The 25452-nt window shown below is 69.7% G+C and carries 24 protein-coding genes; 14 read left to right on the top strand and 10 right to left on the bottom strand.

Going from position 1 to position 25452, the window contains the following annotated elements; all coding sequences use genetic code 11:
- Positions 1 to 13: 13 nt before the first annotated feature.
- The 7 genes from VKZ50_05430 to VKZ50_05460 all read right to left on the bottom strand — a co-directional run bounded on the left by VKZ50_05430 (position 14) and on the right by VKZ50_05460 (position 10957).
- The gene (locus VKZ50_05430; protein ID HLJ59155.1) at positions 14 to 2614 is read right to left on the bottom strand and encodes an MFS transporter; all 2601 of its coding nucleotides are present in this window, start codon (positions 2612 to 2614) and stop codon (positions 14 to 16) included.
- Positions 2611 to 3846, bottom strand: coding sequence for an HD domain-containing phosphohydrolase (locus VKZ50_05435; protein HLJ59156.1), 1236 nt, complete (start codon positions 3844 to 3846; stop codon positions 2611 to 2613). The genes VKZ50_05430 and VKZ50_05435 overlap by 4 nt, the downstream gene beginning before the upstream one ends.
- 680 nt (positions 3847 to 4526) lie before the next feature.
- Positions 4527 to 5111, bottom strand: coding sequence for a FumA C-terminus/TtdB family hydratase beta subunit (locus VKZ50_05440; GenBank protein ID HLJ59157.1), 585 nt, complete (start codon positions 5109 to 5111; stop codon positions 4527 to 4529).
- Positions 5108 to 5950, bottom strand: a complete 843-nt coding sequence (locus VKZ50_05445; protein HLJ59158.1) for a fumarate hydratase — start codon at positions 5948 to 5950, stop codon at positions 5108 to 5110. Before VKZ50_05445 ends, VKZ50_05440 begins: the two co-directional genes overlap by 4 nt.
- The gene (locus VKZ50_05450; GenBank protein ID HLJ59159.1) at positions 5931 to 7388 is read right to left on the bottom strand and encodes an MmgE/PrpD family protein; all 1458 of its coding nucleotides are present in this window, start codon (positions 7386 to 7388) and stop codon (positions 5931 to 5933) included. Before VKZ50_05450 ends, VKZ50_05445 begins: the two co-directional genes overlap by 20 nt.
- Before the next feature lies 1 nt (position 7389).
- Positions 7390 to 8589 (bottom strand): CoA transferase, encoded by a 1200-nt coding sequence (locus VKZ50_05455; GenBank protein ID HLJ59160.1) that lies wholly within the window; start codon positions 8587 to 8589, stop codon positions 7390 to 7392.
- 64 nt (positions 8590 to 8653) lie between these two features.
- Positions 8654 to 10957, bottom strand: coding sequence for a DEAD/DEAH box helicase (locus tag VKZ50_05460; GenBank protein HLJ59161.1), 2304 nt, complete (start codon positions 10955 to 10957; stop codon positions 8654 to 8656).
- A gap of 78 nt (positions 10958 to 11035) precedes the next feature.
- Here VKZ50_05460 and VKZ50_05465 point away from each other — a divergent pair, with 78 nt between their 5' ends.
- Positions 11036 to 11476, top strand: coding sequence for a hypothetical protein (locus VKZ50_05465; protein ID HLJ59162.1), 441 nt, complete (start codon positions 11036 to 11038; stop codon positions 11474 to 11476).
- A 28-nt stretch (positions 11477 to 11504) separates the two neighbouring features.
- On the opposite strand, the gene VKZ50_05470 is transcribed toward VKZ50_05465, so the two are convergent.
- Positions 11505 to 12188: a metal-dependent hydrolase gene (locus VKZ50_05470; GenBank protein HLJ59163.1), complete on the bottom strand. Its 684-nt coding sequence runs from the start codon at positions 12186 to 12188 to the stop codon at positions 11505 to 11507.
- 53 nt (positions 12189 to 12241) lie between these two features.
- A complete protein-coding gene (locus VKZ50_05475; protein ID HLJ59164.1) occupies positions 12242 to 12880 on the bottom strand; it encodes a metalloregulator ArsR/SmtB family transcription factor in 639 nt (212 codons plus the stop codon).
- A gap of 434 nt (positions 12881 to 13314) precedes the next feature.
- On the opposite strand from VKZ50_05475, the gene VKZ50_05480 reads away from it, so the two are divergent.
- Entirely contained in the window at positions 13315 to 14376 is a 1062-nt protein-coding gene (locus VKZ50_05480; GenBank protein ID HLJ59165.1) for a GntG family PLP-dependent aldolase, read from the top strand.
- 95 nt (positions 14377 to 14471) lie between these two features.
- Here the strand turns inward: VKZ50_05480 and VKZ50_05485 are convergent, their stop codons facing one another.
- Positions 14472 to 14762 (bottom strand): ferredoxin family protein, encoded by a 291-nt coding sequence (locus VKZ50_05485; GenBank protein ID HLJ59166.1) that lies wholly within the window; start codon positions 14760 to 14762, stop codon positions 14472 to 14474.
- A gap of 151 nt (positions 14763 to 14913) precedes the next feature.
- On the opposite strand from VKZ50_05485, the gene VKZ50_05490 reads away from it, so the two are divergent.
- From VKZ50_05490 to nuoG, 12 genes are all read left to right on the top strand, one after another.
- Complete coding sequence (locus VKZ50_05490; protein ID HLJ59167.1) at positions 14914 to 15561, top strand: CoA pyrophosphatase; 648 nt, start codon at positions 14914 to 14916, stop codon at positions 15559 to 15561.
- Between the two features lie 18 nt (positions 15562 to 15579).
- Positions 15580 to 16293 carry a metallophosphoesterase family protein gene (locus VKZ50_05495; protein HLJ59168.1) on the top strand — a complete coding sequence of 238 codons (714 nt, stop codon included), beginning with the start codon at positions 15580 to 15582 and terminating at the stop codon, positions 16291 to 16293.
- Between the two features lie 25 nt (positions 16294 to 16318).
- Positions 16319 to 17161, top strand: a complete 843-nt coding sequence (locus VKZ50_05500) for a histidinol-phosphatase HisJ family protein (GenBank protein ID HLJ59169.1) — start codon at positions 16319 to 16321, stop codon at positions 17159 to 17161.
- Positions 17162 to 17195: 34 nt separating this feature from the next.
- Positions 17196 to 17963: a methyltransferase domain-containing protein gene (locus VKZ50_05505; GenBank protein ID HLJ59170.1), complete on the top strand. Its 768-nt coding sequence runs from the start codon at positions 17196 to 17198 to the stop codon at positions 17961 to 17963.
- Positions 17964 to 18105: 142 nt separating this feature from the next.
- Complete coding sequence (locus VKZ50_05510) at positions 18106 to 18492, top strand: MerR family transcriptional regulator (protein ID HLJ59171.1); 387 nt, start codon at positions 18106 to 18108, stop codon at positions 18490 to 18492.
- A 106-nt stretch (positions 18493 to 18598) separates the two neighbouring features.
- Positions 18599 to 18952, top strand: coding sequence for an NADH-quinone oxidoreductase subunit A (locus VKZ50_05515; GenBank protein ID HLJ59172.1), 354 nt, complete (start codon positions 18599 to 18601; stop codon positions 18950 to 18952).
- Complete coding sequence (locus VKZ50_05520; protein HLJ59173.1) at positions 18943 to 19434, top strand: NADH-quinone oxidoreductase subunit B family protein; 492 nt, start codon at positions 18943 to 18945, stop codon at positions 19432 to 19434. The genes VKZ50_05515 and VKZ50_05520 overlap by 10 nt, the downstream gene beginning before the upstream one ends.
- A 13-nt stretch (positions 19435 to 19447) precedes the next feature.
- Positions 19448 to 20008 carry an NADH-quinone oxidoreductase subunit C gene (locus VKZ50_05525; protein HLJ59174.1) on the top strand — a complete coding sequence of 187 codons (561 nt, stop codon included), beginning with the start codon at positions 19448 to 19450 and terminating at the stop codon, positions 20006 to 20008.
- A gap of 4 nt (positions 20009 to 20012) precedes the next feature.
- Positions 20013 to 21185, top strand: a complete 1173-nt coding sequence (locus VKZ50_05530; GenBank protein ID HLJ59175.1) for an NADH-quinone oxidoreductase subunit D — start codon at positions 20013 to 20015, stop codon at positions 21183 to 21185.
- Positions 21182 to 21658: an NADH-quinone oxidoreductase subunit NuoE gene (gene nuoE / locus VKZ50_05535; protein ID HLJ59176.1), complete on the top strand. Its 477-nt coding sequence runs from the start codon at positions 21182 to 21184 to the stop codon at positions 21656 to 21658. Before VKZ50_05530 ends, nuoE begins: the two co-directional genes overlap by 4 nt.
- Before the next feature lies 1 nt (position 21659).
- On the top strand, positions 21660 to 22943 hold the full coding sequence (gene nuoF, locus VKZ50_05540; GenBank protein ID HLJ59177.1) for an NADH-quinone oxidoreductase subunit NuoF: 1284 nt from the start codon (positions 21660 to 21662) through the stop codon (positions 22941 to 22943).
- Between the two features lie 22 nt (positions 22944 to 22965).
- Positions 22966 to 25440 carry an NADH-quinone oxidoreductase subunit NuoG gene (gene nuoG, locus VKZ50_05545; GenBank protein HLJ59178.1) on the top strand — a complete coding sequence of 825 codons (2475 nt, stop codon included), beginning with the start codon at positions 22966 to 22968 and terminating at the stop codon, positions 25438 to 25440.
- The last annotated feature ends 12 nt before the right edge of the window (positions 25441 to 25452 follow it).

Raw genomic sequence — 25452 nt, forward strand, 5'->3', positions numbered from 1 at the left:
GCGGCCGTCGCGCTTACGGCGGGCGTGCGGCCGCCGGATCGGCGGGCACGTCGACGCGCGCGGCGACGGACGTTGGTTCAACCGGCGCGCGGAAGACCGGCGGGGGAGGGGGGGCGGCGCCGGGCAGATCCCGCCCGGCGACGATCCAGACGATCAGCACGCCCAGGACGGAGATCACGCCGAGCAGGACGACCGAGACCTGCGGGCCCGCGACGTCCGCGAGTCGGCCGAACACCAGCATGCCGAGCAGCGTCGTGGCGGCGATGAACACCTGCCGGCTGGCCATCAGCCGTCCGACGATCCACGACGGCGCGTTCGCGAGCGAGATTGCGACGTTCGCGATGTTCGTCGCGATGTTCCCGGCGCCGAAGAGGAACGCAGCGACGAGCAGGACCGGATACGCCGTCGTGACCCCGAACAACGCGACGGCTGCGCCCGTCAGCAGGAACGTCACCATGACGAAGGGGATGTTCACCCACCGGCGACCGGTCGCCGCAAGGGTCACGGCGGAGGCCAGCTTGCCGACCCCGATAACACTGTTGATGATGCCGTAGGCGACGACCGGCAGCCCCGCGGCTTTGATGATCATCGGGGCGCGGAGCGCCGGAAAGGCGAGCGTCAGGTACCCGGGCACGATGAGGAGCGCGAGCACCAGGTGGATGGGGGTGTTTCGGATGTACGCGAGCCCCTCGCCGATCTCGGTGACGAGATGCTTGGGTGCGTTCGTGGCGAGGCCAACCCGCCACGCGATGGGCATGAGCCCGACGCACACGGCGCTGACGACAAAGCTCAGTGCATCGAGATAGAACACCATGTGGTAGCCAAGCGTAAGCACGATCGCGCCGCCGAGCACGCCGCCGATGATCTCCGCGACCCGCTCGGTCGTTTGCAACAGCGCCGTGCCCGTCGGCAGGACGTCCTCGGGGACGACCGCCGGGATCAGGCCGTACACGGCGGACCGGAAGAACACGGTGCCCACGTTCAACACGACGAGCACGACGAAACCCGCCGGGAGCGATCGGAGCAGCACGAAGGGGAGCACCGCCACGAGCGCCGCGCGCCCGAGGTCGGACGCGATCATGAGGCCGCGCCGGTCCATACGATCTGCGAGCGCGCCGGCGAGGAGGCCGAGCAACCCCTGCCCGACCGTCGCGGTGATGAGCGTCAGCGCCAGGACCGTGGCGGAGCCGGTGAGTTGGTACACCCACAGCGTCAGCGCGATGAAGAAGATCTCGTCACCGAGGAAGCTCACGAGCTGCCCGGTCCACAGTAGCGCGAACGCCGGCTGCCGGAACAGCGCGACCCAGGTCGGCTCGCGACGGGCGCTCGGCTCAGGTTCGCGCTCGCCGGCCGCCGGGCGCGCTCGCCGGCCCCGAGCGTACCCCAGGGCGGCGCGAAACGCCGCGACAACCCGGGGATCAAACTGGGTGCCGGCGTGCGCCTCGAGTTCTTGGATCGCCGCGTCAGACGATCGGGCCGCCCGATACGGGCGATTCGTCGTGAGGGCGTTGTACGCGTCCACCACGAGGTTGATGCGGGAGCTCAGCGGGATCTTGTCGCCCGCGATCTTCGACGGATATCCGGTGCCGTTGAAGTTCTCGTGGCTCCCCGCCACGAGCGGGGCGATCTCCGCCAACCCGCTGATGGATTCCACGATTCGCACGCCGGCTTCGACGTGCGACTGCATGATCCGCCACTCCTCGTTCGTCAGCTTGCCCGGTTTGAGGAGGATCTCCAGCGGGATGACCGTCTTGCCGACGTCGTGCAATAGTCCCGTGAGATAGACGCGGTGGACCTCGGGTTCGTCGAGGTCGAGGATCCGCGCGACGCGGCGCGACAGGTCCGCGACGGCTGCGGAGTGATCGGCCGTATACGGGTCCCGCGCGTCGACGGCTGCCGCCAGGACCGAGACCGCGGCCAGCGCGCGGCGTTGCTCCTGGCCGCGCAGGATGCGCGGCAGATACAGCTGCAGCGTCAGCGTGGCGGCGAGCGGCGGCACGAGCAGGCGGTCCGCCAGCGACGGGCTGTTGCTCACGGCCCACACGGCGACTGCCGCTGCGGCCGTGAAGGCGGCCATATGGAACGTGGTCGCCGAGATCTGGAAGCGGATCGCGCGCGGCCACGTGATGGCCTCTTCGATGTGCAAGTGCGCCGAGGACAGCACCAAGCGAACCACCGCATAGCCCGCGCCGGCGAGGAGCACGTCCGAGACGTTCGCTCCGGTCGGCGGGGCGACGTACGCGACGAGCCCGCCCGCGCTGAGCGCCAGGAGTTGGTCCCCGCCGTTGCCCAACACATCCCGGACGGGGCGGCGGAAAAAGCTGATCGCAATGCCGGCAGCGGTGCCGATCAGGGTGGGGGCCCATCCGAACAGCACAACGGTCGCAACCGTGATGACCGGAGTCAACGGAAGTTCCCCGGTCGGATCGAGGTGAATCGGGTAGTGATCCAGGAGCGCCGTCGTCAGCGCGATCACGAGCACTGCTGGGATTTCGGGGATCGCAATGATGCGCAGCCCAGAAATCAGCAGGACCGCGGATGCAGCGGCGATGCCCCACGTCAACGCCCCGATCCGCGCTGGCGGCTGCCGCAAGGGAGTCTGGGGCGTGTTCAACGCGCGGCCACCGGTTCCGCGCGCGTCTCACCAAGCACCGCGACCAGGGCCTCCACGACGCTGGGATCGAGGGTGCTCCCGGCGAGCGTCCGGAGGTGCGCCACTGCGTCGCGCTGGGAGTGGGCGACGCCGTCGTACGCGCCGTGGCAGATTTCATCGTACGTCTCAACCGCCGTGAGGATACGGGTCGCGAGCGGGATCCTCCGTCCTCGTTTCCCGGTCGGGATCCCGGTGCCATCCCATCGCTCATGATGTGCCTCGACAATCCTCGCGACGAGAGGGTCCGGGAATCGGGCGAGGATCCGGCTACCAGCCGTGACGTGATGATCCCGCGATTCCGCTCCCTCCTGTCCAGCCAGCAGACCGACGTCGTGTAGCTGCGCGGCGAGACTCATGCTGCGGATGCGCTCCTCCGACATCCGGAAACGCCGTCCGACCTCGGCGGCGAGGGCGCCTATCCGATCGCCATGAGCCCTGGCGTCGGGATCTACGCCTTCGAGCACGCGTACGACCGCCTCTACAATCTCGGCCACGGCCTGTTGGGAACGATGGTAATAGGCGAGTTCCTGGCGAGGGATCGGCAGAGCAACGGCGGAGACCGCGGTGAGCCCCAGCGAGAGCCACACGTTCTGGAGACGGATGGCGGTTCCCGCCAGAATGATGGCCATGGGTGCCGCGAGAATTTGGCTTGCCCACTGGTCCAAGACGTTTTGGCGCCAGGTCGCGACGAACGGAAACCCGAGCCGCTGATATCGGTAGATAGAAAAGATCCCCTCGTTCACAACTCGGTTCGTCACGACGATCGCGATCGCGGCCACGATGAGGCGCAGCAAGCCGGGCGCGAACTGCGAGGCGACAACTTGTCCGGCGAACGCCGCCGCAGTCGTGGCGAGACCCCAACCAGCTCCGTTGTTCGAGGCCCGCCAGAGTTCATTCTTGCGGAAGACGAGGAGCCCGAGGAAAGATCCGATCCCCACGCCCAGCAGGACATCCGGGGCGGACCAGATGAGCGCGGCCACGATCTTGACGCTGTTGTTCGGAAAGATGCTGCCGCCCGACGGATTGGGGATGGGCCGGACGAGCGACGCACCGACAAAGACGGCCGTGAGGCCTGCGACCACGAGAAGGTGGCTGTGCGGGAATGCCCATCCCGCAAGGCTGAGATACACCAACGGAAGTGCGATCGAGAACTTCTGGGTAGAGGATGGGAGATTGCGAAAGCTCTCTCGCATGCGCGACCTGTTCAAACGCGGTCCGAGCGGCGCCGTGCCCTACCTAGCAGCCACCGTCGCCAGCCATGTCCGTAGTTCTCGGGCGATGCTCCGTGCATCTGCATCCATGCACACTTGCGATTCACCCGCTCATAGGGTGCTGACCGTGCCAATCGGAGATGGCGAGGGGTCAGCATCGTTAACCCTGCTTCCCGCATCGACGGTTCGTCGATGCCTGCGGGAGGTATCTCGCGGCGTGGCATGCCGCTGTGCGTTCGCGCCGCCCGGACCGTTCTTAATATGTTGTTGTCGGTTGCCCCTTCAGTTCCTCCTAACGAGGCTCTGGCATAATCCTTCGTTTCCCCCCGGCGAGAACCTCGAGGGTGCCAGGTCTTCGCACACACCCGCAGAACCACCGATCTGTGATTCCTCATCAAGGACCGCTATGCTTCGTCGCAGGGTAACGACCTCCTGCTAAAAGCTGACGGTTCGCCGAGTTTCAGCGAGAGTGTGTCGCGTGCAACCTGCCAAAACCTACGCAGTCCCTCCATACCTACTATCCAACTGTGACGATGCAATGACTGCCTTTTTCCCATGAATATCACGGAGCCCAGTGTCAACGGCACACGTCGCGTGCCCGATGTTGAGGTTCGGTGGTCCGCCCATAGATGGCGTTTGTGCTGGTTGTTGCGTTCGACGGGCTATCTGCGTTGATCCGCGCGGTCCCGGCGATAGCGGGCGCGCCCCTCGTCGTACGCGTCGCCGCCCCGCACATCGTTGACGACGATCAGGGGAAAGCGCTCGACGACGAGGCGGTGGATCGCCTCCGGGCCCAGGTCGGAGAACGCCACGACGCTCGCCTGCGTGACGCGCGCACCGAGCAGCGCGGCGGTGCCTTCCACCGCGCCGAAGTAGACCGCGTGGCACTGCCTCATCGCGGCGCGCACCTCGGCGGACCGCTTCCCTTTGCCGATCATCCCCCGCACTCCGGTCGTCTCGAGCAGCAACGGGGTGTACGCGTCCATCCTGGACGCCGTGGTCGGACCGGCCGACCCGATCGGCCGGCCGGGGCGGGCCGGTGTGGGGCCGCAATAGTAGATGATCTGATCGCGCAGGTCGACCGGCAGCGGTCGATGGGCCGCGATCAGCTCGGCGAGCCGCGCGTGGGCGGCGTCGCGCGCGGTATAGATGATCCCGGACAGGAGGACCGCGTCGCCCGCGCGGAGCGCGTCGGCCTGCGCCGCGCCGAACGGCGTGGTCACCTCGATCGGTCGGTCGTCCGTCACAGCACCGCGCGCCCGGCGCGATGCGAGTGACAGTCCAGGTTGACGGCGACCGGCAGGCTGGCGATATGGGTGGCGCGGCTCTCGACGTGGACGGCCAGCGCGGTGACGCGCCCGCCGAATCCCCCGGGGCCGATGCCGAGGTCGTTAATGCGCCCCAGGAGCTCGGCCTCAAACGCCGCAAGCCGCGGATCGGGGCTCGGCTCCCCGACCGCTCGTAGCAGCGCGCGTTTGCTGAGCAGCGCCGCCTGTTCGAACGTGCCGCCCATGCCCACGCCGACGAGCAGGGGCGGGCTCGGGTTCGGGCCGGCTTCGGAGATCGCCCGGACCACGAACCGCAGCGCCCCGTCGCGGCCGTCCGACGGCGTCAACATCGCAAGCCGGCTCATGTTGTCGCACCCGGCGCCCTTGGCGAGAAGGCCCAGCGCGATCCGATCGCCCGGCACGATGCGCGTGTACACGATCGCCGGGGTGTTGTCCCCGGTGTTAACGCGGTCGATCGGCTGCTCGACGACCGAGGGCCGGAGATATCCGTCGCGGTATCCTTGGCGCACGCCTTCGTCGATCGCGGCGTCGAGATCGGCCCCGGCAACGTGGACGTCCTGGCCGAGGTCGACGAAGATCACGGCCTGCCCCGTGTCCTGGCAGATCGGGTACCATTGCTCGCGCGCGACCCGCGCGTTCTCCAGCAACCGTTCGAGCACGTGCCGGCCGACGTCGCTTTCCTCGATCTCGAGCGCGCGCCGGAGCGCGGCGAGCATGTCCTCGCCCATCCGGTGGTTCACGGAGATGCAGAGTTCGCGGACCGCGGCGGTGACGTCGCTAGCCGCGATCGTTCGCATCGCTGCCCCACGCGATCGCCGCGACATCCGGCGCCTCGGCCAGGTGATCGACCGCGTCCACGAGCGCGTCCCGGCGCGCGCGGTCGAGCCGTCCGTCGCACAAGCCCGCGAACTTGTCCCGCAGTTCGTCGCGCGACGCTGGGTTCTGCGGGGTGCCCCGCGGGGCCTCGACGCGCACCGTCTCGCGGCGTCCGTTCGTCCGGGTGACGGTCACCGTGGCCTGCCACCGGCCGGGGAACGCGCGGTTGCACGCCGCCTCTTCGACCAGCGACACGCGGTCGGCCAGGGCGCGCAGATCCGGATCGCCAATCGCCGCCTCCGTGAACTCGCCGAGTCCGACCCGGCCGCGCGCAAGTGCGAGCGCCACGCAGAACGGCAGGCTGAACTTCGCCTGATAAGGGTTCCGCGGGTCCCGGATCGCCGTGACCTCGATCGCCGTCCGGAACGTGCCGACGCGGATCGCGGCGATCTCCGACGGCCTCACGCCGAGCCGGCGGAGCTCGAGCGCCGCGTCCACCGCGGGGTGGGTGTGGCCGCACGCGGCGTGCAGCTTGAACGAGTTCTCGTCAATCCGCAGCGCGCCTCCGAGCCGAGCCGTCAGGTGTTCGGGGCGGCCGCCGCCCGCCATCGATCTGAGCACGCCTTTCTCGCCCTCAAGGATCGCCGACGCGCCGGTGAAGCCGTCCCGTGCGAGCAGCGCGCATAACACGCCCGTCTCGGCGGCGCGACCCGCGTGCAGCGTCTTGCTCATCGCGCCGTCGGCGAGAAACTCCCACAGACCCGCGCACAGGGTGCCGGCGTTGCCGAGCGCGTGCAGCGTGGCGTCCGGGGAGAGGCGGAGTACCACCGCGCCGGCGGCCGCGGCAGCGAACGTCCCCGCGGTCCCCGTCGTGTGCCAGAAGTGGTAGTGTGGCTGGCCGAGCGCCTCGCCGACCCGCGCCCCGACCTCGTAGCCGCAAACGATCGCGTCCAGCAGACACCGGCCCGAGATTCGCTCCCGCTCGCCGAGCGCGAGGGCCGCCGGAATCGTGACCACCGCGAGATGCATCACCGAGGCCCGGTGTAGATCGTCCATCTCGATTGCGTGCGACGCGACGCCATTGGCGAGGGCGGCGCCCGTCGCCGCCACGCGCCCGCCGGCCAAGAGCGTGGACTCCGCGGGGCCCCCCATTTGGCGCGCGATCCGGGCGGCGATCCGCGCCGCAGGCCGGTCCGCGCCGGCGATCCCGGCACCGAGCCAGTCGAGCACGCACCGTTGGGCCATCGCGATCGTGGCGTCCGGGAACGCGTGGCCGGCCGCGACCCATTCCGCGAGCATGCGGGTGGCGCCGGTGCCCGACGGCGGGGCCGCGGGACGGGTCGGGCGTACCCCGCGCCGCCGGGGAGCGCCTCCCGCGCTCCTCCGCGATCGGGATTCGATGCGACGGGCTCGCGCCATCTCAGATGACCTCCTCGTCCGTCAGCCGGGCGATCTCGTCGTCGGTGAGCCCGAGCCACCCGCCGTAGATCTCGCGATTGTGCTCGCCGAGCGCGGGGCCGGTTGTGTGGACCGCACCGGGCGTCTCGGAGAACTTCGGCACGATGCCGATCATCGTCAGGGCGCCGACGTCGGCATCGGGGACCGCGATGACGTTCCCGCGGGCGGCGATGTGCGGGTCCGCGAGGATGCGCGGGACGTCGTACACCGGTCCGGCGACGGCGCCGCTTTCCTCGAGCCGGGCCAGCACCTCTTCCTGCGTGCGCCCGCCTATCCACTCGGCGATGATCGCGTCGAGCGCCTCGCGGTGTCGCACCCGGGACGTGTTGTCAGCAAAGCGGGGATCCTCGGTCAGGTCCGGCCGACCGATCGCCGAGGCGAGTCGCTCGAACACGCGCTGGCTCGTGGCGGAGAGCGCAATCCACGTGCCGTCGTTGGCGCGGTAGAGGTTGCGGGGCGCGGCGTCGGGGAACGCGTTGCCGGTGCGCCGCGCTTCAATCCCCAATGCCCGGTACTGCGTGATGTGGGGGATGAGCATTCGGAACAGCGGTTCGTAGAGACTGACGTCCACGACCTGGCCGCGCCCCGTCGCCTGGCGGTGGTGGACCGCCATCAGCGCGGCCATCGCTCCCGTCAACCCCGCGACCTCGTCGGCGAGCGGAATCGGCGGCACGAGCGGCGGCGATTCCGGAAACCCGCTGATCGCGACGAGCCCGCTCATCGCCTCCGCGATCGTGCCGAACCCTGGCCGATGCCGGTACGGCCCAGTCTGGCCGAATCCGGAGATGCGCAGCACGATCAGCTTCGGCGCCCGCTCGTGCAGCCGCTCGGGCCCGAGTCCCCACCGTTCGAGCGTGCCTGGCCGAAAGTTCTCGACGAGGACGTCGGCACGCTCCGCGAGCCGGACCAGGATCTCTTGGCCGCGCGGCCGGCTGAGATTGAGGGTGACGGACCGCTTGTTTCTCGAGACGATCTTCCACCATATGGAGCAGCCGTGGGCGAACGGGCCCCACGAGCGAAGGGGATCGCCGGCCCTTGGGTGTTCGACCTTGATCACCCGGGCGCCGAAGTCCGCGAGCATGGAGGTCGCGGTCCCCCCTGAAACGATCGTCGAGAGGTCGAGTACCGTGAGATCGGCGAGCGGACCGGTTGCAGTCGTCATCGCGGCTGTGTGAGCGTAGCGCTCCCGGGAAGGGATTCCGCCGCCGCGCCGGGGGTCCCTGCCGCTACACGATCGGGGGGCGAAGGAGTGCCGCCCGTCCGTCGCGCGCGAACGGCGCGAGCGGGTGGCCCGGTAAATCCTCCAATTGGGCGAGAATCTCCGCGGCCTGCCACACGAGGCGCTGCAGGTCGCCGTCCGGAATGTGATGGCGCGCGGTGATGCTCCCCCAGGGCCGTTCCTCGGCCCACGCGCCCACGGCCGACGCGCGCCACGCCGCCTGGGCCGCTTGGGTGCCGATCGCGGTCAACTCGTCTTCCAGCGGATCCGCCGGCAGGCTCGCGTCCCGTCGAGCGGCGTTGATGCGCGCGACCACGCGCCGCAGACCGATGAGCGACTTCCGCACCTCCTCCGAGGTGGGGCCAGGTTCCCATCCGGGGCCGCCGGGCCGGCCCGGGCCGCCCGGCGGCCTGCCGGGCCGCGCGAGCGTGCGGACACGCGGGACGACGAGGCGCTCGGTGCCGAGCGCCCCCGCGACGGCGGCGAGGGCGGAGGGCTTCTGCGGAAGGATCCGGCCGCGGATCGCCTCGGCGAGCACGAGCATCCTCGGGTGGCGGATGCGCGCGGCCGTGCGGCCCGCGTCGGTGGGCCGTTGGCCGGCATCAAGGTAGCCGAGGTCGCGGAGGATCGCGGCGCGGGCCCGAAACTCCGCCACCTCCGGCTGGTCGAGGGCGGCGAGGTCCCGCGTCACGGTGCGGCGTTCCCGCTCGAGCGTGGCGAGGTCGGCGAGACTCTTCAGGCACCGATCGACGACGCCGCATCCGGTACAGGGCATCTCGACCACGGCCTGGCCGAGGCGCGCGACCTGCTCGGCAGCGTCCTCCCGGTGGCGGGCGCGCCGCAGTCGGCCGAGCAGGTCGTCGAATTTCGCTCTGGTCGCGAGACGGTCTCGACACGGTCGTTCGACAAGCGGATCGGCGGGAATGGCAGCGAGCCGGGCGCGCATCGCGGCCACCTCGGGCGCCCGCAGAAACGCGGCGAACGACCGCCGCATCATGCTGTCGGCATCAGCGGCCGATCCCCGTACGAGCAGGTTGAGGACCTGCGCGTCGGACGGTGTGAACGTCGAGACGACGGGATCCGATGCGGCCGAGGCGAGGGCGAGGCCTTCGCGGGCGTCGTTGGCGGTCTCGGCCGCCACGATCACGATCCCGAGGGTGTCGCGACCACGCCGCCCGGCCCGGCCGGTCATCTGATGGAACTCCGTCGGGGTCAGCGGTTCGACGCCGGTGGGGCCGTGCCGGTGGAGCGTGGAGAGGACCACGGTGCGGGCGGGGACGTCCAGGCCGGCGGCGAGCGTCGTGGTGGCGCAGACGAGACGCACCAGGCCGGCCTCCAGGAGCTCCTCCACGCAGAGGCGCCAGCCCGTCAGATGGCCCGCGTGGTGCGACGCGACCCCGGCTCGGCGAAGCGCGGTGAGGAGGGGATGCGCGGCGAGCTGAGGCGTCCGAGCGAGCCAGTCCTGGATCCGCCTCGCGCGATCTGCTTCCCCGGGCGCGGGCCGCCCGCCCAGGAGCCGCGCGGCCTCATCGCATTCCCGGCGGCTCGGGAAGAACATGATCGCCGGGGTCAGGCGATGCCGGTCGAGGGCCTCCGTGACGGTCGTCAGCCAGCGGGGGTGCTTCGCGCGCGGGCGGATCTGGTCCGCGGCATCGCCCGGCAGCAACTGTCCCGCGCCGTCGGCCAGCAGGAATGCGAGCGGTACCGGCCGGGTCTCGAGTGTGATCACCTCGGGCGCCCGCCCCCGCAGCGTCTTCATCCATGCCGCGAGGGCGGCGGCGTTCGGAACTGTCGCCGAGAGCAGCAGAAGGCGGGCCTCACGCGGCGCCAACAGGATGATCTCCTCCCATGCCGTCCCGCGTTCCGGATCGGACAGGTAGTGGGCCTCGTCAAGCACAACCGCGGCGGGCGGCGTTTCCCCGCCGCGCGCGTCGTAGAGGACGTTCCGCAAGATCTCCGTCGTCGCCACCAGTACCGGCGCGCGCGCGTTGACGCGGCGCTCGCCGGTGAGCAGGCCGACGGCGGCGTCGCCGAAGAGGGTTTGGAACTTTCGGAACTTCTGGTTCGACAGGGCCTTGAGCGGCGTTGTGTACCAGACCCGGGACGGCGCGACCCCGGCCGTAGCGGCGTTGCCGAGCGTCTCTGCGACGTACTGCTCGGCGATCCATGTCTTGCCGCTGCCGGTTGGCGCGGACACGAGGACGTCGCCCCGCGCCATCGCCGAGAGCGCGTCGCGCTGGAAAGGCGCGGGCGCAAACGGCACCTGGGGCGCCTCGCCAACGTGCCTGAGGATTTCGTGTAGCGTCGTCACGGGCGCCCTGCCCCACAGGAGCCCCGTTGAGTCGCGTCGAAGGCCAAGGCACGTAGGTCGTTCACGCTCGAGGGGCCGGTGCCGAAGCAGACGAAAGGGTTCACGACATACGAGAAGCGGTTCTTGGCGAGCCTGATCCGCCAGGTGTGGCGGGCGTGCCAGGGATTCGTTGCCGTGGTCGTCGAGCGCGGTCCGGGAGAAGCCATCTACGCCCTCGACGACCTGGCGGAGTGGTCCACGGCCCAGAGCGCGCGGCTTCGCTCGACGGCGGGTCGGTCACCGACCGTGGGAGACGTCACGCGGCGCGTCGCGACCGAACTCCTCCGCGACGTCCGTACGTTCTGCGGCGGGCTCGGCGACCTGCTCGGCAACGCCCAACAGTCATCGCTCGATCCCGACGAGGTCGAGGACGAGGCGCTCACCATGGTCGAGGGATTTCTCTCGTGGACCGCGCTGATGGCCACCCAGCTCGGGATCTCCCGAAACCTCCGCCCGCAGACCCTCTGGTACGAGCGATAGGCCGCCAGCGTCGCGCTCCGGCTCGCGATTAACGGATCTCGAAGCGTTCCCCCGGCTTCAAGACCGCGACGGTCGATTCCGTGGACGACTCGACCAGGCGCTTGAACTGCTGTGGGTCCTGCGCGATAATCGGCCACGTGTTGTAGTGCTGCGGGATCACCGTGCGGGCGCCCAGGAACTTCGCGGCTTTGGCCGCGTCCTCCGGTCCCATCGTGAAGTTATCGCCGATCGGCAGCAGCGCCACGTCCAACCCGTTCTCGCCGATCAGGCGCATGTCGGAGAACAATGCCGTGTCCCCGGCGTCGTATACGCGTTTCCCCTCAACCTCGAACAGGACGCCCGCGGGCATCCCGCCGTATGTGCCGTCAGGAAACGACGAACCGTGGAATGCCACGGTCAGTTTCACCCGGCCGAACGGGAACGTGTGGGCGCCTCCGATGTGCAGCGGGTGGGCGTTCGCCACGCCCTGCTTCTGCGCGTAGTTGACCATCTCGAAGTTGGCGATCACCGTGACGCCGGTGCGCTTAGCCAGCTCGACCGTGTCGCCGTAGTGATCGCCGTGCGCGTGCGTCAACACGATGAAAGACGGGCGGAGGTCGGTCGCAGCGACGGGGGCGAGGGAGTTGCCCGTGAGAAACGGATCGATGAGCACTGTGGTCCCCTTGGTCTCGAGTGCCCATGCGGAGTGCCCGTAGTAGGTGAGCGTCGCCACGGCTGTCCCTCCGTTCCGATGTCGGTCCCTACCGCCCGGGTGCCCGGGCGGCGTCATGTCTTTCGTCGAGGCTCCCGGGGCCTCGTGATCACGTACCGGCACCGCGGCGCCCCCGCGAGAATGTGTTCGGTCCGTGTCGTGTCAGCGCCGAGCGCCTCGGAGAACAGGGCCAGCTCGCACGCGCACACCTGCCGATGCGCGTCCGCGACGAGGCGGATCGGGCAGTTGTGCTCGATGAGCACGAACGTGTCTTTGTCGAGCTCCTCGCACTCCGCGAGATAGCCTTCCTCGTCACGGACCTTTGCGAGGACGGTCACGCGGTCCCGCAGGTCCTTGCCCGCCATCAGGGCGCGGTACTGCTCGAGCTCGCGCTTGCGCCGCCGCTCGAACAGCGCGTCGATCTTGGCGTCACCGTCGAGGACACGGACATCTTCGAGGAGGGAGGTTGCAACTTCCTCGTACGTGCGGGGAAACACTTTGTCGCCTTCCAGGGTGATGCTGTATACGCGGCTGGGTCGACCCTGACCGCGTCGGATCCCGTCGGACCGCAGCTGCCCGTCGCGCTCGAGGATCGCCAAATGTTGGCGCACGCCCATCGGCGTGATCCCAAGCCGCCGGCTGAGCTCTTGCACGGTCAGGGGACCGTGCCGCTTGATCAACGAGAGAATCTCACTCCGCGTTGTTGAGGTCATGGGCGGCCGCCTCGCACAGCATTGTAGCAAAGGGTTTCCGACTTGGCAAAGAAATCACAGTTCATAGTGTACTATTAGACCTTACTATGGATGAAGGGGGATGAAGGGCCGCCTCCGGAATCGCGGCCAGGGTGCCGGACCGCAGAACCCTCTCATGGTCGACCCTCCACGTTCACCAGGCCGTCGTCGTCGGGGCTCCCAGGCGCACTGTCAGCGGGAGGTGTCGCCCTCGGGCATGGAGAAACCGCGGACCGGGAGTCCGTTCGAGGCGGGCGCCGTTTATTTCCGGGCGGCCCCGCGCTCGCGATCGGGGAACGTCTCGCGCGCGGACCGCCGGGAGCGCAGGCGAGCGTCATCCCCGGGACGGGCGTCGCCCGGGCCACCCGAGGTGCGCGATCCCTCGGCGAGGTTGATCGAGCGACAAGGAGGCAGGCGTGACGACGTTGATCGATCTTTCCAGTGACACCGCGACCCGCCCGTCGGCGGCGATGCGGGCGTTCATGGCGCAGGCGCCGGTGGGCGACGAGCAACGGCAGGAAGACCCGACCGTGAACCTCCTCCAAGAACGCGTGGCCGCGCTCCTCGGCAAGGAGGCGGCGCTGTATCTCCCGTCGGCCACGATGGCCAACGCGATCGCGGTGAAGATGCACACGAAGCCCGGCGACGAGGTCGTGCTCGAGCGAACAGCCCACATCATGACGTCCGAGGTGGGAGGGACGGCGTTGCTGTCGGCGGCGATGGTGTACCCTCTCGACGGCGTGCGCGGGGTGTTTACGGAGCAGCAGGTCGTCAACGCGATCCGCAAGGACGATCCGCACTGTGCCCGTACCCGCCTCGTCTGCGTCGAACAGACCGCGAACTTCGGCGGCGGGACGGTGTGGCCGCTCGAACGGCTCCGCGCCGTCGCCGAGACGGCGCACCGCCACAACCTGCGCACCCACCTGGACGGCGCGCGCATCATGAACGCAGCGGCGGCGACGGGAGTCCCGGCGCACGAACACGCGCGCGGCTACGACTCCGTCACGTTCTGTCTGACCAAGGGCCTCGGCTGTCCGGTCGGCGCGCTCGTCGCGGGCGACCGCGAGTTCATCAAGGAGGCTCGCCGCTACAAGCACCTGTTCGGCGGCGCCATGAGGCAGGCGGGGATCATCGCCGCCGCGGGCGTGTACGCACTGGACCACAACGTCGAGCGACTGCCCGAGGATCACACGAACGCGAAGATCCTGGCGCGGGGACTCGCGGAGATCCCGGGTGTTGCGATCGACATCGCGCACGTGGAGACCAATCTCGTGTTCTTCGACGTGGCGGCGACCGGGCTCACCGCGAAGGAGGTCGTTGACCGGTTACTGGCGCGCGGCGTCCGGATGGGGGCAAGCACGCGCACGCGCATTCGCGCGGTTACCCATCTGGACGTCAGCCAGGCGGACGTGGAGCGGGCGGTTGCGATCGCACGGGAAGTCCTCGCGACGGCGCGCGCCGGGGCAGCGGGACAGTAGCGCGGATCCGCGGCCATCGGCACGAAGCGGCACACGTGAAGCGGGGGTCCCACTGAGGGGCCCCCGCTTCACGTGCGCGCAAAACCGGCCGGGCGTTAGACGTGCCCGTGTTTCGCCTGGAACTCTTCCTTGCTCAACTTGTAGTGGTCGGCGCCCTCTTCAACGTACGTCTTGTACTGGTCGGGCACGTCGCCCTCCGCGAAGATCGCCGTGACCGGACACACCGACTCGCACGCGCCGCAGTCGATGCACTCCTCCGGGTTGATGTACAGATGGGTCTCCCCCTGATCCTCATCGGCTTTGGGGTGAATGCAGTCGACGGGGCAGACCTCGACGCACGAGCGGTCTTTCGTGCCGATGCACGGCTCCGTGATGACGTAAGTCATTCTCGCGTGCCTCCTTCAACGAACTCGAAACCCCCGTCATTATACGCTATAGCGCGGGCGAGTTCCTCTCCACGGCCGGGCCGCGGACGCGTGGCGCATCGGGTTCGACCCGCATCGCGTGTGGTATGATGGCATCGTTCGGGAGGTGTTCGTGACGGGATCGCGAGAGCAGCCGGTGCGGGTGCAGGACGTGTTGCATGATCCGGAGATGTTTCGGGCGCACGTCCGGAAGACGCTCGCGCACCGGGAGGCCCGGCGCGGAACGCCCCAGCCCGGCACCCGCCGTGCCGCCGTCCTCATGCCGTTGGTCGCCTCGCCCGACGGTGCGGCCATACTCCTGACCAAGCGCACCGACACGCTCGAGCGCCACGGCGGACAGATCTCGTTTCCGGGCGGCGGCCTCGAGGAAGGCGAGACCCCGCTCGAAGCCGCGCTGCGCGAGACGTTCGAGGAGATCGGGGTGCCTGCCGCGGACGTCGACGTCCTCGGTCGTCTCGACGAGGAAGTGATCACCGTGTCTGGGTTTGCGGTCACCCCGTTCGCTGGCGTCATCGCGTCTCCGAGCCGGTTGCGCCTGAGCGCGCGCGAGGTACGGGCGGTGCTTCAAGTGCCGATCGAAGTGCTGTTGGATCCCCACACCACGCGGACCGAGGTCTGGGAGCGGAGCGGGCGGTCTCGAGTCGTCCACTTTTACGCGGTCGGAGGCGAGGCGGTGTGGGGCGCCACGGCCCGCATCATTGCAAGGTTCCTGCAGGCGGTGTTCGACGCGCCGTCGAGGGGCGCGGGGGACGTTATCTAGTTGGGGAGGGCTGGCCCGATGCGTGTTGCGATCATCTCCGATGTCCACGGCAACGTCCGCGCCCTGGAGGCCGTGTTGGCGGCTGTGCGCGCGCGCGGGCCGTTCGACGAGATCGTCAACGGAGGGGACCTCGCGCTCGGTGGGCCACGGCCGCGAGAGGCGATGGAGGCGCTGCGGGCGCTCGGCTATCCCACCGTCGTGGGCAACACGGACCAGTGGCTCGTCGGAGGGGTCGACGCGCTCGAAGCGCCGCCGCCTCTCCACGCGGTCCGGGATTGGGCGCGTCGTCGCTTGGGAAGCGAGGACCTCGCGTATCTGCGAGTCCTGCCGATGTCCCACCGCATCGAGCCGGCCGGGGGACCGCCGCTCGTGATCGTTCACGCGACGCCCACGAGCACCATGGTGTCGGTCAATCCCGACGCGCCCGCGGAGATGCTGGCCGACATGTTGGCGCAGGCGCAGACGCGCGCTCTCGCCTACGGCCATATCCACAAGGCATATGTGCGCGAGGTCGGCGACGCCGTGGTCGTCAATGTCGGGAGCGTGGGGCTCCCGTTCGACGGCGTGGCGAAACCTGCGTGGGCCATGCTCACGCTGCGGGACGGCCGCTGGCAGGGCGAGATCGTGCGCGTGCCCTACGACACCGAGGCCGTCGCGCGGGATCTGCTGCAGAGCGATCATCCCGCCGCCGCGACGTTCGCGGGCCGCGTGCGGACCGCCCGCGCGGACTAGGCGCGGGCTACCAGGAGGGCGTGTCGTGCGTGCCGACTACCACATGCATCTCGAACGCGGTCCGTGGACGCTCGAGTGGCTTGGCCGGTTCGTGGAGCAGGCGCGCGCGTCCGGGTTGAGCGAGATCGGGTTCAGTGAGCATCCGCACCGCTTCAGGGAGTGCCGGAAGATGTACCCTCCGCGCGGGGTTGTGGACGGGTGGATCGACGAGCAGTGCACCGAGCACTTGGAGAGTTACATCCGGCTGATCGAGAGCGCCCGGTCCGCCGGTTTGCCGGTCAAGATCGGGTTGGAGTGGGATTTCCTCCCGGGGTATGAGCGCGAGCTCGAGCGGCTGCTGCGGACGTACCCGTGGGACTACGCGATCGGATCCGTGCATTGGCTGCCCCCCGCGGATGGCGCGGGGGCCTGGTGGGGGTTCGACAACCTGTCCCGAGCCGACGAATGGCAACGGCATGACGTCCTGGGCGCCTACCGTCAATACTTCCAGCTCATCGCGCAGGCTGCGGAAACCGGCTTGTTCGATTTCATCGGGCATGCGGACGTCATCAAGGTGTGCGGCTTTCGGCCGTCCGCCGATATCGGCGACCTCTACATGGCCGCGGCGTCCGCGTTCGCCAAGGCTGGCGTGTGCGCAGAGATCAACACCGCCGGATGGCGAAAGCCGGTGGGCGAGATCTATCCCGCGCCGGAGTTTCTTCGCGCGTGCCGGCGCGCGGGCGTCCCGACGCTCATCAACTCCGACGCCCACGTCCCCGAGGACGTCGGTAAGGATTTCGATCGCGCCGCGGCGATCGCCAGGGCGGCGGGGTACGCCGAGGTCGCGACCTTCGCCGGCCGCGTCAGGACGATGACGCCGCTGCCGTGAGCGCGCCGGGGACCCCTCCGAGCGCGAACCAGCCGTGAGCGGCGACACCCGGCGCACGAACGAGGCGCGGTTCACGCAGACCGCGGCGCAGTACGCCGCGAGCCGGATCGGCGCGCGCCAGACGCAGAACGAGGCGCTGTTGCGGCTCACGGCGCCGCGATCCCACGAGCGCGCGCTCGACGTGGCGTGTGGGCCGGGCGCCCTGCTCGCGGCTCTCGCGACTCACGTCCGGTTGGCGGTCGGGCTCGATTTGACGATGGCGATGCTGCGCGAGGCCCGCCGTCGGATCGGTCCGAACGGCACCGTGTCGATGGTGCAAGGCGCCGCGGAGCGGTTGCCGTTTCCGGACGGGACATTTTCGCTCGTCACGTGCACGTCGGCGCTCCACCACTTCGGCGAGCCCGCGCAGGTGCTCGGCGAGATGGCCCGCGTCACCGCGCACGGCGGGCGCGTGGCGCTCGGCGACCTGGTCGGTGCCGAGGACGACGCGGTGCGGGCACGGCAGAACGCGATCGAGCGGCTGCGCGACCCCGCCCACGTCGAACTCCATAGCCCGAGCGGCCTCCGGGCACTCCTGGTGGCGGCCGGGTTGCAGCCCGTCGCCGTGGAGGGTGGCACGGAGCCTCGAGAGTTTGCCGAGTGGTGTCGGCTCTCCGGTACTCCCCCCGACGTCGCCCGGCAGGTTCGGGAGATGCTCGTCGCCTCCCAGCCGGGTGACCTCGCCGGAATGTCGCCGGCGATCGTCGACGGGCAGGTGCGATTTGTCCACCGTTGGGTCATCGTCAGGGCCGATCGCCTCTGACCGCGTGGGACGGGCCGGCCGCGCCCGAGGGTCCATCGGGCGCCCTGGGGCCGGCATCGACCGAATCGACTGAACGATACCCCGGCTCCGTGCCGATTGCTATACTCGTGTTGCCCGGTCCACTCAGTGCTGGAGGCCTTCAATGCGTGACCTGGAGTCGCCGGTGCTCCCGCGGGCGATTGTCTCGCGGCTCACCGGGTTGTCCTTCGGAACGCTTGCACGCTGGCGGGCGTCGGGCATCGCCCCGCGCCGCGGACGCCGTGGCGCCCGCGCCCTCTATTCATGGGACGACGTGGAACGACTCCAGCGCGCCGCCCACCTCGTCAGAACTCGACGTCTCCCCCTGGCAGACGTCAAACGGCTGCTCGCCCGCCGTGCCCCGGCTGCATCGAGCCCGAAGTGGGTCGTCGCCAGGCCGAAGCCGGCGCCGCGGCGGCGGCGCCGCGTCGTCGCGTTCGCGCTGCCGCGCAGCGCAACACGACGCCCCCGACGGAGGTCCAGGGTCCGCGCCACGTCGTTGACACGGTGAGGCCCTTCTGCAATCATTGATGGAGTGAGCAGGAGCGGCCGGCTGCGCGCGGATTTCGGGGCCGCAGGCGGGGCGGCCGTGTGCGGCTACCGTTCGAGAGGGTGACATGTCGGGATACGTCCCCGTACTCGTCCATTTGGTGCTCGCCGTCTTGCTCGCCGCCACGGTGCTCGGGCTGCACTTGCTCCTGGGGCCGCGGCGGCCGAGCCTGGAGAAATCGCTCCCCTACGAGTCCGGCGTCTGGCCGGTGGGGAGCGCGCACGAACGGGTCCCGAGCCGCTACTACGTCGTTGCGATGCTGTTCATCCTGTTCGACGTCGAGGTCGTGTTCGTGTACCCCTGGGCCGTTCTGGTCCGGGAACTCGGGCGTCTCGGCCTGGGTGAGATGTTCGCGTTCCTTGCAATCCTCGTCGTTGGGTACCTGTACGTCGTCAGGCGGGGGGCGCTGCAATGGGAATGATCGCCTCCGAACGGGACGTCGAGCGCAACGTGCTCACGACCACCGTGAACAAGCTGATCGCGTGGGCGCGCGGCAACTCGGTGTGGCCGGCCCAGTTCGGGCTGGCGTGCTGCGCGATCGAGATGATGTGCGCGGCCGCTCCGCGGTTCGACATCTCCCGGTTTGGCTCTGAGCTCTTTCGGGCGTCCCCGAGGCAGTCCGACCTTATGATCGTTGCCGGCCGGGTCAGCCAGAAGATGGCGCCGGTGCTCCGCCACATCTACGACCAAATGCTGGAGCCCAAGTGGGTCATCTCGATGGGCGACTGTGCGAGCTCGGGCGGCTTGTACAATAACTACGCGGTGGTACAAGGCGTGGACAAGATCGTGCCGGTGGACGTCTACGTCGCCGGTTGCCCACCCCGGCCCGAGGCGCTGCTCCACGGCCTGCAGCTTCTCCAACGGAAGATTCAGCAGAGCGGCGCCGCGGCGCGCGTAACCTAGGCCGGCGATCTCCGTGGGTGAGACGTCGATTCTCGACCGGTTGCGCAACCACGTGCCGTGGGACCGGGTGACCGCCCACGAGGAGCGGGGGCGCGCGGTCGTGCTGGTGCCTGCCGAGTTGCTGCTGGAGGTGCTGCGCGTCGCGCGCGACCGCCTGGGGCTCGACACCTGCGTGGACGTCACCGCGTGGGACCGCCTGCCGACGGAGCCTCGGTTCGAGGTCCTGTACCTGCTCGGCCGCGCGGGCGGCGCCGATCGCCTCACCGTGAAGGCGCGCGCCGCCGGCGACCCGCCACGCCTGCCGAGTGCGGCCGCGATCTACCCCGGCGCCGGGTTTCCCGAGCGCGAGGTCTACGACATGTACGGGGTCGTGTTCGACGGCCACCCCGATCTGCGCCGGATCCTGATGCCGGACGACTGGGAGGGGCACCCGCTCCGGCGGGATTACGCGCTGTTCGAGGAGCCGGTGCAGTTCAAGGGTCACACGCCGAAGGTGCCGAGCGAGATCATTCCCTACTTCCCGCCCGGAAGTCCGTCGGGGTCCGGCGGCGAGACGCCGCCCGTGCCCGGGTGACGAGTTGACGACGACCGAGACGCTGACGATCAACATGGGCCCGCAGCACCCCAGCACGCACGGCGTGCTGCGGCTGGTGCTCGAGCTCGAAGGCGAGATCGTCCGCAAGTGCACGCCCGTGATGGGATATCTCCACACCGGGATCGAGAAGGAGATGGAGACCCGTACCTACCACCAGAACGTCACCCTGGTGGATCGGATCGAGTACCTGGCCAACTACAACGAGGAGATGGCGCTGTACCAGTCGGTGGAGCGCCTGTTCGGGATCGAGCCGCCGCCTCGGGCGCGGTACATCCGGATCTTGATGTGCGAGATGAACCGGATCGCGAGCCACCTGATCTACCTCGGCGCGGGCGGGATGGATCTCAACCTCAGCAGCGTCTTCCTCTACTGCATTCAAGATCGCGAGCATTTCCTTGATCTGTCGGAGATGATCTCGGGACAGCGCATGATGCCAGGGTACTTCCGGGTCGGTGGCGTCGCCGAGGACATCCCCGACGGGTTTGAGGCTGCGGCGCGGAAATGGGTCGACGGGATCGCCGCCCGGCTGGACGAGTACGACCGTCTGCTCACGGACAACCTGATCTGGCGCGGGCGCCTCGAGGGGGTGGCGCTTCTCTCGCGCGAGGACGCGATCGCGCTTGGGGGGACCGGGCCGGTGCTCCGCGGCTCCGGCGTGGCGCACGACATCCGCAAGGTCCTGCCGTACGGCGGGTACGACGAGTTCGAGTTCGACGTGCCGGTGCAGACCGGGTGTGACGCGTTCGCCCGCTACCTGGTACGGATGGAGGAGATGCGCCAGGCCCGGCGCATCGCGCTGCAGGCGCTGGACCGTCTGCCGGACGGGCCGGTGATCGTGAACGACCGCAAGGTCGCGCTGCCCCCGCGCGCAGAGCTCGCGCGGAGCATGGAGGCGGTGATCCACCAGTTCAAGCTCGTCAGCGAAGGGATGCACCCCCCGGCTGGCGAGAGCTACGTGGCCACGGAGTCGCCCCGCGGCGAGAAGGGCTACTTCGTCGTCAGCGACGGGAGCAACAAGCCCGTGCGCGTGCACGTGCGCGCGCCGTCGTTCTACAATCTGCAGACACTGCCGGCCATGGTCGTAGGACGGCCGCTCGCGGACGTCGTCGTCGCGATCGCCAGTATCGACATCGTGCTGGGAGACATCGACCGGTGACTGTGCGCGTGCTCTCGGGCGAGACGCTTGCGGAGATCGCGCGGCTGCGCGGGCTGTATCCGCGCGCCCAATCGGCGCTGCTGCCCGCGCTCCACGCGGCGCAGGACCAGGTCGGCTACCTCACCCCGGAGGCGATGGAGGACGTCGCCGACGCCCTCGGTCTGACGACGACCGAGGTGACCTCTGTCGCCAGCTACTACACGATGTTCTTCACCAAGCCGGTGGGCCGGCACAAGGTGCGCGTCTGCACGAATCTGTCGTGTTACCTAAACGGCGCCGAGGAGGTACTGCATCACCTGTGTCAGCGGCTGGGCGTGACGCCCGGGGAGACGACGGCGGACGGGCGGGTGCTTGTCGAGGGCGTGGAGTGCCTCGGGGCGTGCGAGGAGGCGCCGGTGCTGCTGGCCGACACGACCCGGCACCCCCGTGTGACCGCGGCCGCGATCGACGAGCTGCTCGAGAGGCTGCGCTGAGATGCCGGCACCGCTGCTCATGAGGTACGTTGGACAGCCAGGCCGCGAGGCCGTCGAGGCGTACTTGGCGACGGGCGGGTACGCGGGTGCGACGCGGGCGCTCAAGGAGCTGACGCCCGACGACATCGTGGCGCTGGTCGAGGGCTCCGGGCTGCGCGGCCGCGGCGGTGCCGGCTTCCCAACCGGCCGCAAGTGGAGGCTCACACCCAAGCGTGAGGGCGAGGTGCGCTACCTCGTGGTGAACGCCGACGAGGGCGAGCCCGGCACGTTCAAAGACCGCACGCTGATCGAAGGCGATCCCCACCAGATCCTCGAGGGCGTGTTGATCTCCTCGTACGCCAACGGGGTGCACAAGGCGTTCATCTACGTCCGCGGCGAGATGTTCCTCGGGCACGCCCGGCTGAGCCGGGCGCTCGCCGAGGCGTACGGCCGCGGCTTCTTCGGCAAGAACATCCTCGGGACCGGGTTCGATCTGGACGTTGTGATCCACCGGGGCGCCGGGTCCTACGAGTGCGGGGAGGAGACCGCGTTGCTCGAGAGCCTCGAGGGACGCCGGGGCGAGCCGCGGGTCAAGCCGCCGTACTACCCGGCCGTGCGCGGGCTGTACGACCGGCCGACCGTGCTCAACAACGCGGAGACGATGGCCCACATCCCGCACATCGTGCGGCTCGGGGTGGACGGGTACAAGGCCTACGGCCCGCCGATCCTGTACTCGGTGTCGGGGCACGTGACGCGGCCCGGGGTGAAGGAGCTGCCGATCGGGACGCCGCTTCGGGAGATCATCTTCGAACACGCTGGCGGGATGCGTCCTGGGCGGACCTTTAAGGCGGTGTTCCCCGGCGGGTCGTCGGCCGCGATCCTGACCGCGGAACACCTCGACACGCCGGCGGACTTCGACTCGCTGGCCAAGTTGGGGTCGATGCTCGGCTCGAGCGCGATCATCGTGATGGACGACACCACGTGCATCCCCGCGGTGATCCGGCGGACGATCGAATTCTACCGGGACGAATCATGCGGCAAGTGTACGCCATGCCGGGAGGGGACGATCTGGCTGAGTCAGATCCTGGACCGCATCCTTGAGGGGCACGGCCGCATGGAAGACCTGGAGCTGATGGACAACGTCGCCCAGCAGATGACGGGCATCTGTCTGTGCGCGCTCGGCGAGAGCGTGCCGCCGGCTCTTCGTGCGTCGCTCCGGTACTTCCGCGACGAGTACGTCCAGCACATTAGGACCGGGACCTGCGACGTCGCGCCCGCACCGGTCGCGGCCGGCGGGTCCGCGTGACGGACGGAAAGGAGCCTTCCCGATGAGCAGCGCACCTCCGGTGACGACGGTTCGCCTGACGATCGATGGGCGCGAGGTCGTCGTGCCGAAGGGGACCACCATCTACACGGCGGCCAAGCAGGCCGGCATCGAGATCCCGACGTTCTGTTACCATGACCGGATGGCGCCGCTGGGCGCGTGCCGGGTCTGCCTCGTCGAGGTTGAGAAGATGCCGAAGCTCGCCACCTCGTGCACGCAGGAGGCGGGCGACGGGATGGTCGTCCACACCGTCTCCGAGAAGGCGCGGGCCGGACAACGGTCGATTCTGGAGCTGCTGCTGATCAACCACCCGCTCGACTGTCCGATCTGCGACAAGGGCGGGGAGTGCCCGCTGCAAGACAACACGCTCAAGTTCGGGTCGGGGCAGAGCCGGTTCGTCGAGGTCAAGCGGACGTACCGCAAACATCTTCGGATGGGGCCGACCCTGGTGCTCGATCGCGAGCGGTGCATCCTCTGCTGGCGCTGCGTCCGCTTCGGCGAGATCGTCGCCGGCGACGACGCGCTCCAGGGTTTCGAGCGGGGGTACCACAGCCAGATCGCAACACCCCAGATGGCGCCGGTCCAGAGCAAGTTCATCGGGAACACCATCGAGATCTGCCCGGTCGGAGCGCTGACGAGCGCCACGTACCGGTTCCGGTCGCGGCCGTGGGACAACCGTGCGGTCAAGAGCATCTGCCCGCACTGTGGGTGCGGGTGCGCCACGACCCTGAACGTGCGCGACAACACCGTCGACCGGACCCGGTCCCGGGAGCATCCGGAGGTCAACGACGTCTGGCTGTGCGACAAGGGGTTCTTCGGGTACGAGTTCGTCCACAGCCCCGAGCGCCTGACGGCGCCGCTCGTGCGCGACGACGGTGCGCTCCGCGAGGCGACGTGGGAGGAAGCGCTCGACCGCATCGCCGGCGCATTGCGGGAGACCCCTGCGGACGCGGTCGGCGTGATCGGCGGTGCGCGGTCCACGAACGAGGACAACTACCTGCTGCTCCGGTTGTTCCGGGGTCTCGTCGGTACCAACACGATCGATTTCCGCACGGACACGGCCGACCCGTTGCCGGTGTCGTCTGCCCCCTGGGGGCTGCCCGGGTCGATCGCGGACGTCGAGCGTGCGGACGCGATCGTGCTCGTCGGCTGCGATCTCACCGAGGAATACCCGATCGTGTGGCTGCGCGTCAAGAAGGCGGTGGATCGCGGCGCGCGCCTCGTGATTCTGAACCCGTGGGAGCTGGAGGTCGCCCGCTGGGCGACCCACTCGCTGACGCACCGGTGGGGCGCCGAAGCCGCCCTGCTCGGAGCGCTGGCGGGGCGGCGGGACGCGGCGGAAGTAGCCGCGAGGTCGGGCGCACCGGCCGGTCGTCTCCGAGAAGCGGCCGAGGCGCTCGCGAAGGCATCGCGGCCGCTGGTCCTGCTCGGCCGTACGGCCGTGGAGCGGCCCGACGGCGCAGCGGTGCTGGCGGCGGCCGAGGCGCTCCGCGACACGTTCCCCGCGGTTCAGATCGGGCTGCTCCGTGGCGGCGCCAACAGTGGCGGGGCGCAGGTGCTCGGCCTGGTGCCGGACATGCTGCCCGGATACCGTCCGATCGGCGACGCGGACGCCCGTGCGGCGGTGGAGGCCGTATGGGGACGGCCGGTGCCCGCGGCCGCTGGGCTGACCACGCGCGGCATGCTCGAGGCTGCGCGACGCGGCGCGCTCAAGTTGCTCTACGTGGTGGGCGCGGACCCGGCGACGGACTACCCGGACGCGCGCGCATGGGAGGAGGCCCGCCGCGGCCTCGGTCTGCTCGTCGTCCACGAGGTGTTCCTGACCCGGAGCGCCGCGTCCGCGGACGTCGTCCTCCCGGTGCTGTCGTACGCGGAGACGGCCGGTACCGTGGGCAACATCGAGGGACGGGTGCAGCGCCAGGACGCCGCAGTGAGCGCTCCCGGTACCGCCCGGTCGGACGGTCAGATTTTCTCCGCGATCGCCGAGCGGCTTGGAAGCGAGCTCACGTTCGCCTCGTGGGAGGCGGTCTCCGCGGAGATCGCCAGGCTTGTCCCCGGATGGGTTGAGGACGCGCGCCTAGCACCGCCGCGGCCGGTGCCCCTCGGGGCGCAGGCCGGCGGGCACGACGTCGCGGCGCCGGGGGCCGCGGGGAACGGCGCGCTCGCGCTCGTGGTCGGGACGCGGCTGTTCGATCGCGGCACGTTGGCGCTGCGCTGCCCGGGCATTCGGGGCCAGGCTGGCGAGCCGTTCGTCGGCCTGCACCCGGACGACGCAGCGCGCTTGGGCATCGCGGAGGGCACGGTGTGCGAGGTGCGTTCGCCGCGCGCGGCGCTCCGCCTCGCGGTCCGTGCGCTTCCCGGGCTGCACCCGGGGCACGCGTACGTGCCGCGCGGGTACGAGAGCGCGCCGGCGTCGGTGTTGCAGGACGAGCGCGGGCCGGTCGCGGTGACCCTGCGTCCGGTCGGGGGCGGCGCGTGAACGGACGGCCAG

Source organism: bacterium (assembly GCA_035295165.1).
Lineage (GTDB): Bacteria > Sysuimicrobiota > Sysuimicrobiia > Sysuimicrobiales > Segetimicrobiaceae > JAJPIA01.